The sequence below is a fragment of the Arthrobacter sp. FX8 genome, assembly GCF_026723805.1.
Lineage (GTDB): Bacteria > Actinomycetota > Actinomycetes > Actinomycetales > Micrococcaceae > Arthrobacter.
Genome location: NZ_CP113505.1, coordinates 3,560,655 through 3,575,770 on the forward strand (window position 1 = coordinate 3,560,655; position 15,116 = coordinate 3,575,770).

Genomic DNA, 15,116 nt, shown 5'->3' on the forward strand with positions numbered 1-15,116 from the left:
GTCGTCGTCCTGCGTTAACGGGGCAAACGGCGCCAAGTGGAACCTCGGGCGGTGACGTGCCACACTGTTTAGCGCGTGTGCGCCGGCCATTCTGCCGGTACCGCAGCCGACGACGTCCGCACCGCATCCATAAAACCCCCAAACCCAGGGAGAACCATGCCCACTGCACAGGAGCAGACCACAACCGGGATACCGCGGCGGGTGATCTGGCTGGCGCTCGCGGGGGCGGTGGGCGGATTCCTCTTCGGCTTCGACTCATCGGTGGTCAACGGCGCCGTGGACGCCATGAAGGAAGAATTTGCCCTGTCAGAGGCCGTCACGGGCTTCGCCGTAGCCATTGCCCTGCTGGGCTGCGCGGCCGGCGCCTTCCTGGCAGGCAAGGTGGCGGACCGCTACGGCCGCATTCCGGCCATGAAGCTGGGCGCCCTGCTGTTCCTGGTCAGCGCCGTGGGCACGGGTTTCGCGTTCGGCGTCTGGGACCTGGTGTTCTGGCGCCTGGTGGGCGGCCTGGGCATTGGGCTGGCCTCCGTCATCGCGCCCGCCTACATCTCCGAGATTTCGCCGCGAAAGGTCCGCGGCCGCCTGGCTTCGCTGCAGCAGCTGGCCATCACTACGGGTATTTTTGCCGCGCTGCTGTCTGACGCGCTCCTGGCCACCAGTGCCGGCGGTGCGGACCAGGCCTTCTGGCTGGGCATTGAATCATGGCGCTGGATGTTCCTGGCCGCCGCCGTCCCGGCCGTCGTTTACGGTTGGGTGGCGTTCACCCTGCCCGAGTCCCCGCGGTTCCTGGTGTTCCAGGGCAAAGAGGACCAGGCCCGGGAAGTCTTTGAGTCCATCGCACCCACCGAGGATGCCGGTCGGCATATCCGGGACATCCGGGAAGCCATTGAGGAAGACAAGCTGGCCGGGCAAAAGGGGTCCCTCCGCGGCAAGGCCTTTGGCCTGCAGGCTGTGGTTTGGGTGGGCATCACGCTGTCGGTGCTCCAGCAGTTCGTGGGCATCAACGTGATCTTCTACTACTCCACCACCCTGTGGAAGGCGGTGGGCTTCCAGGAGAAGGACTCCCTGGCCATCTCGGTGGCAACCTCCGTCACCAACATCCTGGTAACCCTCGTGGCCATCGCCCTGGTGGACCGCGTGGGCCGCCGGCCCATCCTGCTGGCCGGGTCCGTGGGCATGGCCGTGTCCCTGGGCGCCATGGCCGTGGCGTTCTCCTCGGCAACAGGCAGCGGCGAGAACATCAGCCTGCCGGGCGCGTGGGGCCCCGTGGCCCTGGTGGCCGCCAACGTCTTCGTGATCAGCTTCGGCGCGTCCTGGGGACCGCTGGTGTGGGTCCTCCTGGGCGAGATCTTCCCGTCCCGGATCCGTGCCCGGGCGCTGGGCCTGGCCGCAGCGGCCCAGTGGGTGGCCAACTTCGTGATCACCCTGAGCTTCCCGGTCATGGCAGCGGGCTCGCTGCCGCTGACCTATGCCATGTACGCCCTGTTCGCTGCGGCTTCCTTCTTCTTCGTCATGTTCAAGGTCCCGGAGACCAACGGCATGTCCCTGGAGCAGGCCGAGACGCTGTTCGTACCCAAGGGCTCCGCCAAGGCCTAGCAACGCCCCATCACTTTTGGCGGCCTTCCCTGGAACGCCCCATCAGCTTCCGCAGGAAAACACCAAACCCTCCATCACATGCCGTGATGGAGGGTTTGTCCGTTGGTGCGCCGGCAGCGGCTACACGACGTGCGGTTCGTGCGAGGACAGGTAGGCCCGGCCAACGAACGCGACCAGGATGGCGATCACCATGGCCACCGCCCCGGCAAAGAACGGGACCTGCGGGCCGAAGTGCTCACCGAGCTGCGCCGCCGCGAACGGGGCCAGGGCACCGCCCATCCAGCGGACAAAGTTGTAGCCGGAGGAAGCCACCGGCCGGGGCGAATCAGAGACGCCCATGGCCAGTTCCGTGTAGATGGTGTTGTTGATGCCCAGCAGCGCGCCGGCAACAATGACCAGGACGACGACGGCAGGCACCGAGTGCCCCGCGGCCAGTCCCAGCCCGGCCAGGTCCAGCATGAGGACGAACAAAGTGCCGGTCAGTACCTTCACCGCGCCGAAGCGGGTCTGCAGGACCGGTGCAACGAAGACGGAAAATACCGCCACAGCCACACCCCAGCCAAAGAAGACGCCGCCGATGCCGTACGCGTCCATGCCCAGGATGAACGGGGTGAAAGCCAGGATGGTGAAGAAGCCGTAGTTGTAGAACAAGCCGCTTGCCGCCGTCGTCCGCAGTCCCTTGTGGCCCAGCGCCAGCAGGGGTCCCGCAACCGCACCTTGCGCTCAGGCAGCGGCGTCCTGGGCAGGAGGGCGATCAGGGCGATGAAGGCGGCGGCCATGAGGACGGCGGTGCCGAAGAACGGGGCGCGCCACTGCCAGCCGCCCAAGAGGGCGCCGAGCAGCGGGCCGAGCGAGATGCCCAGGCCCAGTGCGGCTTCGTAGAGGATGATGGCGGTGCCGGCGCCGCCGCTGGCCACCCCAACAATGACGGCGAGGGCGGTGGCGACGAACAGGGCGTTGCCCAGTCCCCAGCCGGCGCGGAAGCCCACCAGCTCGTCGACGCTGCCGGACAGGCCGGACAGCGAGGAGAACACGACGATGACGGCCAGGCCGATCAGCAGCGTCCGCTTGCCGCCGATGCGGGAGGAGACGAACCCCGTGATCAGCATGGCCAGCGCGGTGACCAGGAAGTAGCTGGTGAAGAGGAGGGAGACCTGGCTGGGGCTGGCGTCCAGGTTGGTGGCGATGGCCGGAAGGATGGGGTCCACCAGGCCGATGCCCATGAAGGCGAACACTGCGGCGAGGGCGGTGGCCCATACCGCCTTCGGCTGTTTGAGGAATGAGGCCTTTTCGGCCGTCAAGGTTGATTCTGGTGCTTGCAGGGTTTCTGCGAGCTGGCCGTCCATGGAGGGTGCTCCTAAGTTCGTGGCTGGTTCAGTTCTGGAGGGATGCGTTGATTTTGTCGATGACCGGCAGGGCCTCCGCCAGGGCTTGGCGGTCCTGGTCGGTGAGCGTGCTGAGGATGGCGGCCATCACCTGGTTGCGCCGCCGGTTTGCGGAGTCGACGGCGGAACGGCCTTCGGGGGTCAGGATCACCCTGACGGCGCGGGAGTCATCCGGGTCCGGTTCCCGGCGCGCCAAGCCTGCGCGTTCGAGCTTGATGATCTGTTCGGTAGCGCTGGGCACGCGGACACCGAGGTTCCGGGCGATCTCACCGACGCGCTGGCCCTCGCCGAGCAGCATCTTGAGGGTACTGAGCTGGGCGGCGCTGAGTTCGCCGTCCGCGTCGAGGCGCCGGACCAGGTAGACGCTGTGCCGCAGGGCTTCACGGAAGGCGGCGGCAAGTTCGTGGAGCTGGGGATCGTCGTCAGTCATCGTTAGGTACCCTAACAGTTAGGGTACCTAACGGTCAAGGCCTAGAGGGCCAGCTTCATGCCGACGTGGCTGGCCTCGAAGCCCAGCTGTTGGTAGAACCGCTGGGCTGCCGAACGGCTATGGTGCGTTGTCAGCTGCATCAGGTCGCAGCCCCGGCGCCGCGACTCCGCGATGGCCCAGCCCACCATGAGCCTCCCCAGGCCCTGCCCGCGAAGGGACGCGGCCACGCGGACACCTTCGAGCTGCGAGCGCCACGCGCCCTGCCTGGAGATGCCGGGAAGGAAGCTCAGCTGGAAGGTTGCAACCACCGGCCCCTCCTCTTCCCCCTGCGGCACCCTTTCGCCGACGAGCAGGAGATGGGCGGGGTCGGCGTGGATCGCGTCAAAGGCGCGTTCGTAGGGTTCCATATCCTTCGCGGTCTCGCGGCCGGCGCCCAGGGCGTCGTCGGCCAGCAGGCGCACCATGTCCGGGATGTCGGCACGCGTCGCGTGCCTGAGGCGGAACGTCCCGCCGTCGACGTCGGCGGTGAGCAAAGCAGGCGCGGCATTTGGGTTCTGGTTCACCCGCCCAGCTTGGCACAGACAAAGAACGACGCCGGCACTTGGGTAAGTGCCGGCGTCGTTCTGATGGAGCGTCGCCGGAATTCCTGCAGGATCTGATGGAGCGTTGCGCTTGAGGGCGCAGGTAATGATGGAGCGTGTCAGTTGGCGCGTCAGGCGGGGGTGCCGGCCATTTCGGCCTGCCGCTCCTCGACGAGGGTGGCAACGGCGGCGAACAGCGGGTGGCCAGGCGCCAGCCCGGTGATTTTTGCCGTGGCGTCGGCGGGGCTGGTGGAGCGAAGGATTTCTGCCAGCTCCGTGGCCTCTGTATCAGCGGGGTCGTTGAACCGGAGCGCTGATGCGATGGCACCAAGCAGGGCCTCCGGCACCACGCCACGTTCGGCCAGCTCGGCGGCGGGGCCGATGAAGCGCTCGTTCCGGCTCAGCTTCCGCAGCGGAGCACGGCCCACCCGGTTGACGGTGTCCGGAAGATAGGGATTGGAGAACCTGACCAGGATCTTCTGGACGTAGGCTTCCTGCTCATCGTTGCTGAACCCGTGCTTGGCCACCAGGAGCTGCTTGGTTTCCTCCAGCACCGCCCGGACATCCTCCGCCACGTCCTGGTCCGCCATGGCGTCGGAGATCTTCTCCAGGCCCGCCTCGAACCCGAAGTATGCCGCCGAGGCGTGGCCGGTATTCACGGTGAACAGCTTCCGCTCGATGTAGGGCGAGAGGTCGTCCACGAACGTGGCGCCGGGAATGGCCGGAGCGGAGTCACCGAACGCGGTGCGGTCGATGACCCATTCGTAAAAAGTCTCCACTGTTACGTCCAGCCCCTGCCCGGCCTCCTGGTTGGGCACGATCCGGTCCACGGCAGTATTGGCGAACACTGCCTTGCCGTCCAGCACTGCGGCGGTGGCCCCTGGCTGGGCGGCCACCTCCTTGGCCAGGATGTCCGTGGCGTTGATGGCGTTCTCACAGGCCATCACCTGCAGGGGCGCCCGGCCGGGCTCCCTTGCGGCGATGCCCTTGGCGATCACCGGCGCCACGAACTTCAGGATGTGCGGGCCCACTGCGGTGGTGACGATGTCCGCCGTGGCGATCTCGGAGACCAGTTCCGCTTCCTGGGCGTTGGAGTTCAGCGCCCGGAAGTTGTCCACGGTCCGCACGGCGGGATTCTCCCCCACTTCGTGCACGGCGTAGCTGTCCGCTTCCTTGAGCCGGTTGATCAGGTCTTCGGCCACGTCCGCGAACACCACTTCGTAGCCGGCGTCATGCAGGAGCAGCCCCACGAAGCCGCGGCCGATGTTGCCGGCCCCAAAATGTACTGCCTTCACTATGCGTTGACCTTTCCGAAAAGCTCCAGGACTTCATCCTCGGACGTGGCGGCCTCGAGCCGGGCAACCTGTTCCTTGTTGGTGAAGACCTTGGCGATGGACGACAGGATGTGCAGGTGCTCGTTGTTGATGCCGGCGACGCCCACCACGAACTTCACCTGCTTGCCGTTCCAGTCGATGCCTTCCGGGTACCGGATGACGGAAACCGCCGACTTGCGGATGTGGTCCTTGGCGGCGTTGGTGCCGTGCGGGATGGCCAGGAAGCTGCCCATGTAGGTGGATACGGACTCTTCCCGCTCATGCATGGCGGCGATGTAGCCCTCATCCACGGCGCCACGGGCCAGCAGCAGCCGGCCCGCCTCGTCGATGGCGGCGTCGCGGGTGGTGGCCGAACCGCGCATGACCACGCTCTCGCGGGCCAGGATGTCGGAGCTGCCGGCGGCAGGAGCTGCCGCTGCCGCACCTGCTGCGGCAGGCGCTGCGTCCACCGGCGCCTCGGCGGCGTGCGCACCGTGGGCGGTGCCGGCGTCGGACGTTCCGCCTTCCGTGTTGCTCTCGCGGACCAGCTCGACGATCTCGTCGTACCGCGGGCTGCTCATGAAGTTGTCCACCGAGTAGTGGACGGCACTGGACGTGGCCGGCTTGGCCCGCTCGGTCAGGTCCTGGTGCGTGATCACCACGTCGTAGGTGTCGCTGAGGCTGGCGATGGAGGCGTTGGTGACCTTGACGTCCGGGAACCCGGCCGCCTTGATCTTGTTCCGCAGCACCGAGGCGCCCATGGCGCTGGAGCCCATGCCGGCGTCGCAGGCGAACACGATGTTCCGGACGGGTCCGGCCAGCACGCCCACTCCGCCGCGGCCGCCGGACGCGGCACCTGCGGAAGCGCCTGCACCTGCACCGGTCAGGGTGGAGGAAACCGAGCTCTTCTTGCCCTTCATTGCCTCCATGCGGGCGGTGGCGTCGCCCAGGCCTGTTTCGTCACTGTGCTTGGTGGTCTTCATGATGACGGAGGCCACCAGGAAGGATGCCGTGGCGGCGAGCACCACCGACAGGATCACGCCGAGGTAGCTGTCGCGGGACGTCTGGGCCAGCACGGCGAGGATGGATCCCGGAGCGGCCGGCGCAACCAGGCCCGCGCCGGTGACGGCCAGGGTGGCGATGCCGGTCATGCCGCCTGCGATTGCGGCCAGGATCAGCAGCGGGCGCATGAGCACGTACGGGAAGTAGATCTCGTGGATGCCGCCCAGGAAGTGGATGATCGCAGCACCGGGCGCCGACGCCTTGGCGGCACCGCGGCCGAAGAACATGTAGGCCAGCAGGATGCCCAGGCCGGGACCCGGGTTGGCTTCAAGCAGGAACAGGATGGATTTGCCCTGGTCCAGCGACTGCTGGACGCCCAGCGGGGTCAGCACGCCGTGGTTGATGGCGTTGTTCAGGAACAAGACCTTGGCGGGCTCGATGAAGATGCTGGTCAGCGGCAGGAGGCCGTTGTTGACCAGGAACTGCACCACGTTCCCGGCACCGGTGCTGAAGGCCGTGACCAGCGGTGAAATGCCGAAGAAGCCCAGCATCGCGAGCAATGCGCCCCAGATACCGGCAGAGAAGTTGTTGACCAGCATCTCGAAGCCGGGGCGGATCTTGCCCTCCCACAGCATGTCGATCTTCTTCATGGTCCAGCCGCCCAGCGGGCCCATGATCATGGCGCCGATGAACATGGGGATGCCGGCACCGACGATCACGCCCATGGTGCCGATGGCCCCCACCACGCCGCCGCGGACGTCATAGACGTTCTTGCCGCCGGTGTATCCGATCAGGAGTGGCAGCAGGTAGGTGATCATGGGGCCCACAAGGCCGACGTTGGGCTTCCCGCCGGTCTCACCGAAGCCACCGAGGACGGGTACGGGCAGCCAGCCCTTCTCAATGAAGAGGGCCGTGATGATGCCCCAGGCGATAAACGCCCCAATGTTGGGCATGATCATGCCGGACAGGAATGTCCCGAACTTTTGGACGTGCACGCGCGCGCTGGTGCGGGGTTTTGCAACTGTCTCTGTTGCCATGTGATTTCCTAACCTCATTCCTGCTGCTCCGCAGGAGTGGTCCGATGATTACGACGACGTACTGCTGGGTACTACGGGGGTCCGGGGCTAGCCGGCAGGGCTGGTGGAGATCCGGTGAAGCCATTCGAGGAAGAGCTTGAGTTCCGAGCTGGAAAGCTGGTCAGAGTGCGAAGCCTGAAGTGCGGCGTTCAGGGCGATCGCTGCCACCACCACCGAGGACTTTCCGGTGCCGCCCGGGGCCGGGCCGCTGGCGGGCTCGGCGGACACCGCGAAGATCATGGCGTCCCGGGTCATGGTGGACAGTTCGAGGTTGCGTTCGGAAGCGGGCTCCGCAATCAGCATCAGCGTCACGCCCACGTTGGCGGCCAGGATGGACCTGGCTGCCTCCCGGGGCTGGACGTTCAGCTGGCCCGCCGCCGCTGCCTTGTTCAGCATCTCCTCCATGAGCGCCTCAGCGTCCGCCACGATGGCAGGCCGGCTCTCCGGGCGGATATTGCCGAACATCACCAGGTACAGCTCGGGCTGGTTCAGTCCGAACTGGACGTGGTTGTCCCACATTCTCCGGATGTCCTCGATGGGCTGTCCGGAGGGGGCGAAATCCCTTTCGCCCGCGACATATTCTTCAAACCCTGCGGCGACGACGGCGTCGAACAAACCTTCCTTGTCACCGAAGTGGTGGTACAGCGTAGGAGCCGAAACCCCGGCCAGCTGCGTGATCTGGCGCGTGGACACCGGAGCCCCCGCGGATTTTGCCAGCAGTTCCGCGGCAGCACGGAGCAGCCGCATTTTGGGGGAAGCTGGCCATCCAAACTCATAACCGCTACCCTAGCACCTATAGCGTTGCTATATGAACTGAATCACATACAATTTTTTCAGGCACGTTTCCCGCCCTGGACGTAGCAGTCCTCCGGCGGACCCGGCACGGCGCCGGGGGAACTTGGCGGGCCTGTCTACCGGCAGAGAATGAGGACCTTCAGTGCAGAACTTCCCAGGAGTAGGCGTCAGTCCAGGCCGCGTCATCGGCACCATCCGGCAGATGCCCAAACCGATCAGTGAGCCTCCCGCCGGTGAACAGCTGGCCCCGGACACCACTGCAGAAGAAGCCACCGCAGCACTGAAGGCCGCCGCGCAGGCCGTGCACGACGAACTGAAGGACCGCGCCGCCCATGCCACCGGCGACGGCAAGGCCGTCCTGGAGGCCACCGCCCTAATGGCCAAGGACACCATGCTGATCAAGGGTGCGGCCAAGCTGGTGGCCCGCGGCACCTCTGCCGAACGCGCCATCTGGGAGTCCGGCTCCTCCGTCTCCGAAATGCTGCACAACCTGGGCGGCTACATGGCCGAACGTGCCACCGACGTCCTGGACGTGCGCGCCCGCATCGTGGCCGAGCTCCGCGGCGTGCCCGCGCCCGGCATTCCCGCGTCCAACACCCCGTTCGTCCTGGTGGCCGAGGACCTGGCCCCCGCGGACACCGCAACGCTTGACCCGAACAAGGTCCTGGCGCTGGTCACCGCCGGCGGCGGCCCCCAGTCCCACACCGCCATCATCGCCCGGTCCCTTGGCCTGCCCGCCGTGGTTGCCGCCGTGGGAGTGGACGAACTGCCGGACGGCACCGAGGTGTACGTGGACGGCGCGGCCGGCCTCATCACTTCCGACCCCGACGAATCCCTCCGGGCAACAGCGGAAGCATGGGCCGCCACGGCGTCGCTGCTGGTTGAATTCACCGGCACGGGCGCGACGGCGGACGGCCACGAGGTGCCGCTGCTCGCCAACGTGGGCGGCGGCAAGGACGCCGAAGCGGCCGCCAAGCTGGGCGCCCAGGGCGTGGGCCTGTTCCGCACCGAGTTCTGCTTTTGGAGCGCGACACCGAACCCAGCGTCGAAGAGCAGGCTGCTGCCTACAAGAGCGTTTTTGATGCCTTCCCCGGCAAGAAGGTGGTCCTCCGGACGCTGGATGCCGGTGCGGATAAGCCGCTGCCGTTCCTGACGGATTCCACGGAGCCCAACCCGGCCCTTGGCGTCCGCGGCTACCGCACCGACTTCACCACCCCCGGCGTCCTGGACCGGCAGCTGGAAGCCATTGCCCTGGCTCAGAAGCAGTCAGGGGCCGACGTCTGGGTCATGGCCCCGATGATCTCCACTGCGGAAGAAGCGGCCCGGTTCGCCTCCATGTGCGCCGATGCGGGCATCAAGACCCCCGGCGTGATGGTGGAGGTCCCCTCCGCGGCCCTCACCGCCGAGGCCATCCTCCGCGAAGTCAGCTTTGCCAGCCTGGGCACCAACGACCTCACCCAGTACGCCATGGCCGCCGACCGCCAGCTCGGCCCGCTGGCCAACCTGAACACCCCGTGGCAGCCGGCCGTCCTGCGGCTGGTCGGACTGACGGTTGAAGGATCCCGGGCCGAGGGCCACAACAAACCGGTGGGTGTCTGCGGCGAGGCCGCCGCCGATCCCGCCCTCGCCGTTGTCCTCACCGGCCTGGGCGTCAGCACCCTGTCCATGACGGCGCGGTCCCTCGCCGCGGTGGCAGCAGTCCTGAAGACGGTAACCCTGTCCGAAGCCCAGGACCTGGCCAAGCTCGCCCTGTCCGCGCCGAGCGCCACCGAGGCGCGGGCGTGGGTCCGGGAAAAGCTGCCGGTATTGGAGGAGCTGGGGCTCTGACGGGTCCGCGGCCACGCGGGCTGCGGCCGGGATAGGCTACGTCCATGGCATTGACAGCCCCCGCGTCACGGCCGGCCTGCCCGCCGGCGAAGCCCGCGTCCTGACGCGCGCCCTCGAGGACAGCAATGACATCACTGTCTTCGTCGACGGAACGGTCCATCGGCTGCCCGGGCAGGCGCGGGACGCCGTCGTGGACCTCCTTGCCCGGCTGGGCCGCGGCGAAACGGTGACCGTGAGCAGCGTGGCGGAAATGCTGACCACGTCGCAGGCGGCAGAGCTGGCGGGGATTTCGCACACCTACCTGCGCAACATGACGGACCGCGGTGAGATCCCGGTGGAGTACCGCGGCTCGCACCGGCGGATCCGGCAGGCTGACATCATGGCGTGGCTCGAAAGCCAGAAACTTGCCGAACACAAGCGCAGGCAGGACAAGAACGCCGGCGCAGACGCTGGCCCGGGGGAATAGTGCCCATGGCGAAGGCCGGAGGCCGGACAAGCCCTCCGCTGCAGTCAGCCGACCTGGAAGCCCACGGGCTGAAAGGCCGGATCCTCTGGGCTGATGGAACACCTGCACCGGGGATGGAACGCGCGGACGGTTCGCGAGAGCCCGCATACATCCTCATCCACGGCATCGGCGTTTCCCACCGCTACCTCCGCCGCCTGCACGGTGAGCTCGCCGCCACTGCCCCCACCTATTCCCTGGACCTGCCGGGCTTTGCCGGCACCCCCAGGCCGGGGAGGCAGTTGTCCGTGGAGGACTACGGCGCCTTCATCGCGCAGGCTCTGAAGGCCAGCGGCATTGGCCCGTACATCCTGGTGGGACATTCGATGGGCGTCCAGTTCGCCATCGAGGCGGCACTCTGCGCACCGGACCAGGCACTGCGGCTGGTGTTGATGGGTCCCGTGGTCGATTCGCGGCACCGCAGCGTGGGGCGGCAGGGCCTGGCGCTGTTCCTGGACTCGCTCCTCCGGGAAAGCGCCTCCTCCAACTGGCTGGTGGTGTCGGACTACTTCCGCTGCGGTCCGCGATGGTACTTCACCGTGCTCCCCGTGATGATGGGCTACCCCACGGAGCTGCGGCTGGCGGGCATCAATGTGCCGGTGCTGGTCCTGCGCGGGAAACAGGACCCGGTGGCGGGCGCGGATTGGTCGCGCCTCCTCGCCCAGGTGGTGCCGCAGGGACGCTTTGTTGAGATCGACCGGGCAGGACACGTGGCCCAGCACCTGCGGCCACGGCAGGTAGCGGCCGCCATCATGTCCTTCAACGAGGCCGGTGCCTAACGCCAGGTCTGGGTACTCAGATCCTTGGCCTCGCCGCCCAGCGCCGCATCTTCAACGCGGCGTGCAGCTCCAGGCGGGGCATCCCCTTCAGCGGGTCCACCCCCAGCAGCTGCCGGATCCGGCCCAGCCTGTTGTAGATGCTGCTGCGGTGCAGGTGGAGCTTGCCGGCCACATCCTGCACGGACCCATCGTTGTCATGCAGGAGTTCAAGGACCGGGATGAGCTCGTCGTTGCGGTCGTGGTCCTCGAGCATCCGGAAGTACACCGAACCGGAATCCGCCCAGGCCCCCACCCCTCCCCCGGCCGAAGCGAGAAGCTGGTAGACGCCCGTTGCGCGGATGTCCACCAGTTCACCCAGCTGCGGGTCCACGGCTGCCGCCTGCGCTGCCACCCGCGACTGCCGGTATGCCTCGGAGAGCTGGCGGGTCTTGGAGAAGCCCTCGCTGATGCCCAGGATGATCCGGTGGACCGGGCGGCCGGACCGTTTGGCCAGCTCCAGCTGGTAGTGGACCAGGACCTGGGCGTGGTTGGCCCGGCCCGTCGACTCGCGGAACAGCACCACCGAGTGGGTTTCCGTACCGGCGCTGAAAAGGGCGGCGTCCACGCCCACGGTTGCCTGGAGCGCTGTGGAGCGGTGGATCAGGGTGGACGCGATGGGGTCCGGGCCGCTGGCCCAGCCGTCCGCATCGAGGACCGTGACCATCTGCCACGGACCGCGGCCCTGGACTTCCTTCCATCCGGCCACGGCGGCCACGGCGTTGGGTTCTCCCGCGCAGGCGGCCAGGAACTCCCGCTCCCGGCCCCGCCGGAATTCGGATTCGGCCGTATTCGAATCGAGCAGGAGGCCGGACAGCAGCTCAAGCTCATGGTTCACGCCCGGCAGCTGGGTGAGGATCGCCGTCGGGCTTTCCTCCGCGGAGTCCTGCTGCACCCAGAGGTAACCCACGCGGAAGCCCCGCACCAGGAGCGGAACGCAGACCCTGCCCAGCATGCCCAGATCAGGGTTGGCCGGGACCACAACGGGCCGCACGGCGGTGGCGATGCCGTGCGAGAGCTGCCACGCGCTCACGTCCGCCGGGACCTTTTTGCTCAGCAGGAAGTTCACCCGCACCCGGTCGGCGTGGGACTGGTTGGAGCTGTAGGCCAGCAAAAGGCCGTCCAGGTCCTCGAGGGACAGGCCGCGCCCCAGCTTCTGCGCCACCTGTTCGACGAGCTGTTCCACACCCTGCTGCTGCATGGGGCAACACTACTGCGCTGGAAGCTCTACAGACGAACGGACACGAGGCGACACCTGACGCTTCAGTGCTCGACACCTGTCGAGCACTGAAGCGTCAAAACCGCGGAATCACGGGGGTCCTTGGCATGGCTGCAAGCCCGCTCCGTGTCACGTGGCTCACAGCCGGATTTATCGTTGAAACACGAAATCCTTTCCGTTTTTTCGGCCCACCGGCCCCGCACACTGGAGCAGACGATGATCATCGGCGTCCCCAAAGAAATCAAGAACAACGAATTCCGCGTGGCCATCACCGCGGCCGGAGTCCACGAATTCCGCCCCCACGGACACACCGTCCTGGTGGAGCGCGGTGCCGGCCTTGGATCAGGCATTACCGATGAGGAATACTCGATCGCGGGCGCCGAGATCGTTAACGAGGCGGACGATGTCTGGGCCCGCGCCGACATGGTGATGAAGGTCAAGGAGCCCATCAAGTCCGAGTACCACCGCTTCCGCAAGGGCCTGATCCTCTTCACCTACCTGCACCTGGCTGCCGAGCCGGAACTCACCCGCGAACTCATCAACTCCGGCGTCACTGCCATCGCCTACGAAACGGTGCAGGAAGGCCGCTCGCTGCCGCTGCTGGCCCCGATGTCCGAGGTTGCCGGCCGCCTCTCCGTCCAGGTGGGCGCCACCTCGCTGATGGCTCCGGCCGGCGGCAAGGGCGTCCTGCTGGGCGGCGTTCCCGGCGTGCGCCCCGCCAAAGTGGTGGTCCTGGGCGCCGGTGTTGCCGGCACCAACGCCGCAGCCATGGCCCTGGGCCTGGGTGCCGACGTCACTATCCTGGACATCAACATCAACCGCCTGCGCGAACTGGACGCCCAGTACCAGGGACGGCTGAAGACGGTTGCCTCCAACAAGTACGAGATCGAAAAGTCAGTGGTGGACGCCGACCTGGTGATCGGTTCCGTCCTGATCCCGGGCGCCAAGGCCCCCAAGCTGGTCACCAACGACCTCGTGGCCCGGATGAAGCCCGGCTCGGTCCTGGTGGACATCGCGGTGGACCAGGGCGGCTGCTTCGAGGACACGCACCCCACCACGCACCAGGAACCCACGTACAAGGTGCACAACACCATCTTCTACTGCGTGGCCAACATGCCCGGCGCCGTGCCCAACACCTCCACCTACGCGCTGACCAACGTCACCCTGCGCTACGCCGTGTCCCTGGCCAACCTGGGGGTCAGGGCCGCCTTCGACCGCGACCCCGCCCTCGCCGCCGGCCTGAACATCGCCGCCGGCCACGTGGCACACCACTCCGTGTCCGAAGCCCACAACCTGCCCCTCGTCAAGGACTGGCACGAACTGGTCTCCGCGTAAGCCCCTCCGTCGATTGCTCCTACTCGCCCTTTTGAGCCCTCAAAACGCCGTCTACGGGGGCCCTGTGGGGAGCAATCGACGGGCCTAAGCCAGTTCGCGCGCTTTTTCCATGATTTTCAGGGCCGCGACCGCGTCTTCCGGGTCTACCGGGAGGGGACGGGCTGACGCGGTGCCGCCGTCGAGGATCTTGTCCGCCAGGATCCGGTAGAACTCGGGGTACGCGCCGCGTTCGGTGGGGAGCCGGTCCAGGTGGCCGTCGCGGCCCAAGAGGCCGGCCCACTCCGGCGCCTCCTGGCCGTAGGCGGGATCCAGGGGGCTGCCGCCGGCCGCCATGTAGGGCTCCTGGGGGTCCACACCGTTCTTGGTGAAGCCGCCTATCGAGCCCAGCACCCGGAAGCGCGGACCCTGCTGCGCGCACAGCATGTTCATGGTCAGGTGGCTGGTCACCCCCGAATCGTGCCGCAGGACCAGGAAGACGTCATCATCCGTCCGCTCATCCGAGCGCCGCGCCTTCAGCTCGGCGTGGAGCACGGCGGCCGGGCCGAACAGCTGCAGCGCCTGGTCGATCAGGTGGCTGCCAAGATCAAACAGGATGCCTCCCCCGTCGACGGCTGTGGCCCGGGCCTTCCAGGCTTTGCTGATGGCCGGGGACCAGCGTTCGAAACGCGACTCGAACCTGGTGACGCTTCCCAGCGACTGCGCGGCCAGCAGCTTTCGCAGCGTGAGGAAGTCCCCGTCCCACCGCCGGTTGTGGAACACCGTGAGCACGCGGCCCAGCTGCCGCGCCAGGTCGATCAGTTCCTGCCCCTGCCCGCTGGTGACCGCAAATGGCTTGTCCACCACCACGTCCAGCCCCGCTTCCAACGCTGCCGTGGCCAGCGAATGGTGCGTCGCGGGCGGCGTCGCCAGGACCACCAGGTCAAGGTCGGCTGCCCGCTTAAGGACGGCGGCCCCGTCCCGCATTACCTCCACCCCTGGAAGCCTGGATGAGGCAGCCGCCCTCCGCCCGGCATCGGACGTGGCCACGGCGTCCAGCGAGTAGCTGCTGTTGGCCGCGAGCAACGGCGCGTGGAACACGCTGCCGGCTAGCCCATAGCCGACGACGGCGGTACGGATGGTGCGCTGGTCGCCTTCATTTCCGGTCATGGAACCAACGCTACCCCTGGCGTGGCGGCGTCGAACAAGACCCGCACAACGCCGAAAGACGGCACCCCTGGTGACCAGGGGTGCCGTCTTTCGG

The 15,116-nt window shown here is 67.3% G+C and carries 13 protein-coding genes and 1 pseudogene; 5 read left to right on the forward strand and 9 right to left on the reverse strand.

Going from position 1 to position 15,116, the window contains the following annotated elements; all coding sequences use genetic code 11:
* The first annotated feature begins 156 nt into the window (after positions 1 to 156).
* Positions 157 to 1,596, forward strand: a complete 1,440-nt coding sequence (locus OUO20_RS16600) for a sugar porter family MFS transporter (RefSeq protein WP_026265837.1) — start codon at positions 157 to 159, stop codon at positions 1,594 to 1,596.
* 120 nt (positions 1,597 to 1,716) lie between these two features.
* On the opposite strand, the gene OUO20_RS21575 is transcribed toward OUO20_RS16600, so the two are convergent.
* The 7 genes from OUO20_RS21575 to OUO20_RS16630 all read right to left on the reverse strand — a co-directional run bounded on the left by OUO20_RS21575 (position 1,717) and on the right by OUO20_RS16630 (position 8,130).
* Entirely contained in the window at positions 1,717 to 2,199 is a 483-nt protein-coding gene (locus OUO20_RS21575; RefSeq protein WP_326498097.1) for a hypothetical protein, read from the reverse strand.
* A complete protein-coding gene (locus OUO20_RS16605; protein WP_326498046.1) occupies positions 2,085 to 2,942 on the reverse strand; it encodes an MFS transporter in 858 nt (285 codons plus the stop codon). The genes OUO20_RS21575 and OUO20_RS16605 overlap by 115 nt, the downstream gene beginning before the upstream one ends.
* A 28-nt stretch (positions 2,943 to 2,970) precedes the next feature.
* Complete coding sequence (locus tag OUO20_RS16610) at positions 2,971 to 3,411, reverse strand: MarR family winged helix-turn-helix transcriptional regulator (RefSeq protein ID WP_134164900.1); 441 nt, start codon at positions 3,409 to 3,411, stop codon at positions 2,971 to 2,973.
* Between the two features lie 41 nt (positions 3,412 to 3,452).
* On the reverse strand, positions 3,453 to 3,944 hold the full coding sequence (locus OUO20_RS16615; RefSeq protein WP_018769734.1) for a GNAT family N-acetyltransferase: 492 nt from the start codon (positions 3,942 to 3,944) through the stop codon (positions 3,453 to 3,455).
* 179 nt (positions 3,945 to 4,123) lie between these two features.
* Complete coding sequence (locus OUO20_RS16620; protein WP_018769735.1) at positions 4,124 to 5,287, reverse strand: mannitol-1-phosphate 5-dehydrogenase; 1,164 nt, start codon at positions 5,285 to 5,287, stop codon at positions 4,124 to 4,126.
* The gene (locus tag OUO20_RS16625; protein WP_268002196.1) at positions 5,287 to 7,344 is read right to left on the reverse strand and encodes a PTS mannitol transporter subunit IICBA; all 2,058 of its coding nucleotides are present in this window, start codon (positions 7,342 to 7,344) and stop codon (positions 5,287 to 5,289) included. The genes OUO20_RS16620 and OUO20_RS16625 overlap by 1 nt, the downstream gene beginning before the upstream one ends.
* Positions 7,345 to 7,431: 87 nt before the next feature.
* On the reverse strand, positions 7,432 to 8,130 hold the full coding sequence (locus OUO20_RS16630) for a TetR/AcrR family transcriptional regulator (protein ID WP_018769737.1): 699 nt from the start codon (positions 8,128 to 8,130) through the stop codon (positions 7,432 to 7,434).
* Positions 8,131 to 8,320: 190 nt separating this feature from the next.
* Here OUO20_RS16630 and ptsP point away from each other — a divergent pair.
* The 3 genes and pseudogenes from ptsP (at position 8,321) to OUO20_RS16645 (ending at position 11,286) form a co-directional block, all read left to right on the forward strand.
* Positions 8,321 to 10,005: pseudogene (gene ptsP / locus OUO20_RS16635) on the forward strand (phosphoenolpyruvate--protein phosphotransferase).
* Between the two features lie 49 nt (positions 10,006 to 10,054).
* Positions 10,055 to 10,471, forward strand: a complete 417-nt coding sequence (locus tag OUO20_RS16640; RefSeq protein WP_268003454.1) for a helix-turn-helix domain-containing protein — start codon at positions 10,055 to 10,057, stop codon at positions 10,469 to 10,471.
* Between the two features lie 5 nt (positions 10,472 to 10,476).
* Positions 10,477 to 11,286, forward strand: coding sequence for an alpha/beta fold hydrolase (locus tag OUO20_RS16645; RefSeq protein ID WP_268002197.1), 810 nt, complete (start codon positions 10,477 to 10,479; stop codon positions 11,284 to 11,286).
* 16 nt (positions 11,287 to 11,302) lie between these two features.
* Here OUO20_RS16645 and OUO20_RS16650 read toward each other — a convergent pair whose 3' ends face one another.
* Positions 11,303 to 12,523 carry a PucR family transcriptional regulator gene (locus tag OUO20_RS16650; protein ID WP_442781093.1) on the reverse strand — a complete coding sequence of 407 codons (1,221 nt, stop codon included), beginning with the start codon at positions 12,521 to 12,523 and terminating at the stop codon, positions 11,303 to 11,305.
* Positions 12,524 to 12,757: 234 nt separating this feature from the next.
* Between OUO20_RS16650 and ald the strand changes: the two genes are divergently transcribed.
* Positions 12,758 to 13,876 (forward strand): alanine dehydrogenase, encoded by a 1,119-nt coding sequence (ald, locus tag OUO20_RS16655; protein ID WP_268002198.1) that lies wholly within the window; start codon positions 12,758 to 12,760, stop codon positions 13,874 to 13,876.
* An 84-nt stretch (positions 13,877 to 13,960) separates the two neighbouring features.
* On the opposite strand, the gene OUO20_RS16660 is transcribed toward ald, so the two are convergent.
* On the reverse strand, positions 13,961 to 15,022 hold the full coding sequence (locus OUO20_RS16660; protein WP_268002199.1) for a Gfo/Idh/MocA family protein: 1,062 nt from the start codon (positions 15,020 to 15,022) through the stop codon (positions 13,961 to 13,963).
* Positions 15,023 to 15,116: the final 94 nt, after the last annotated feature.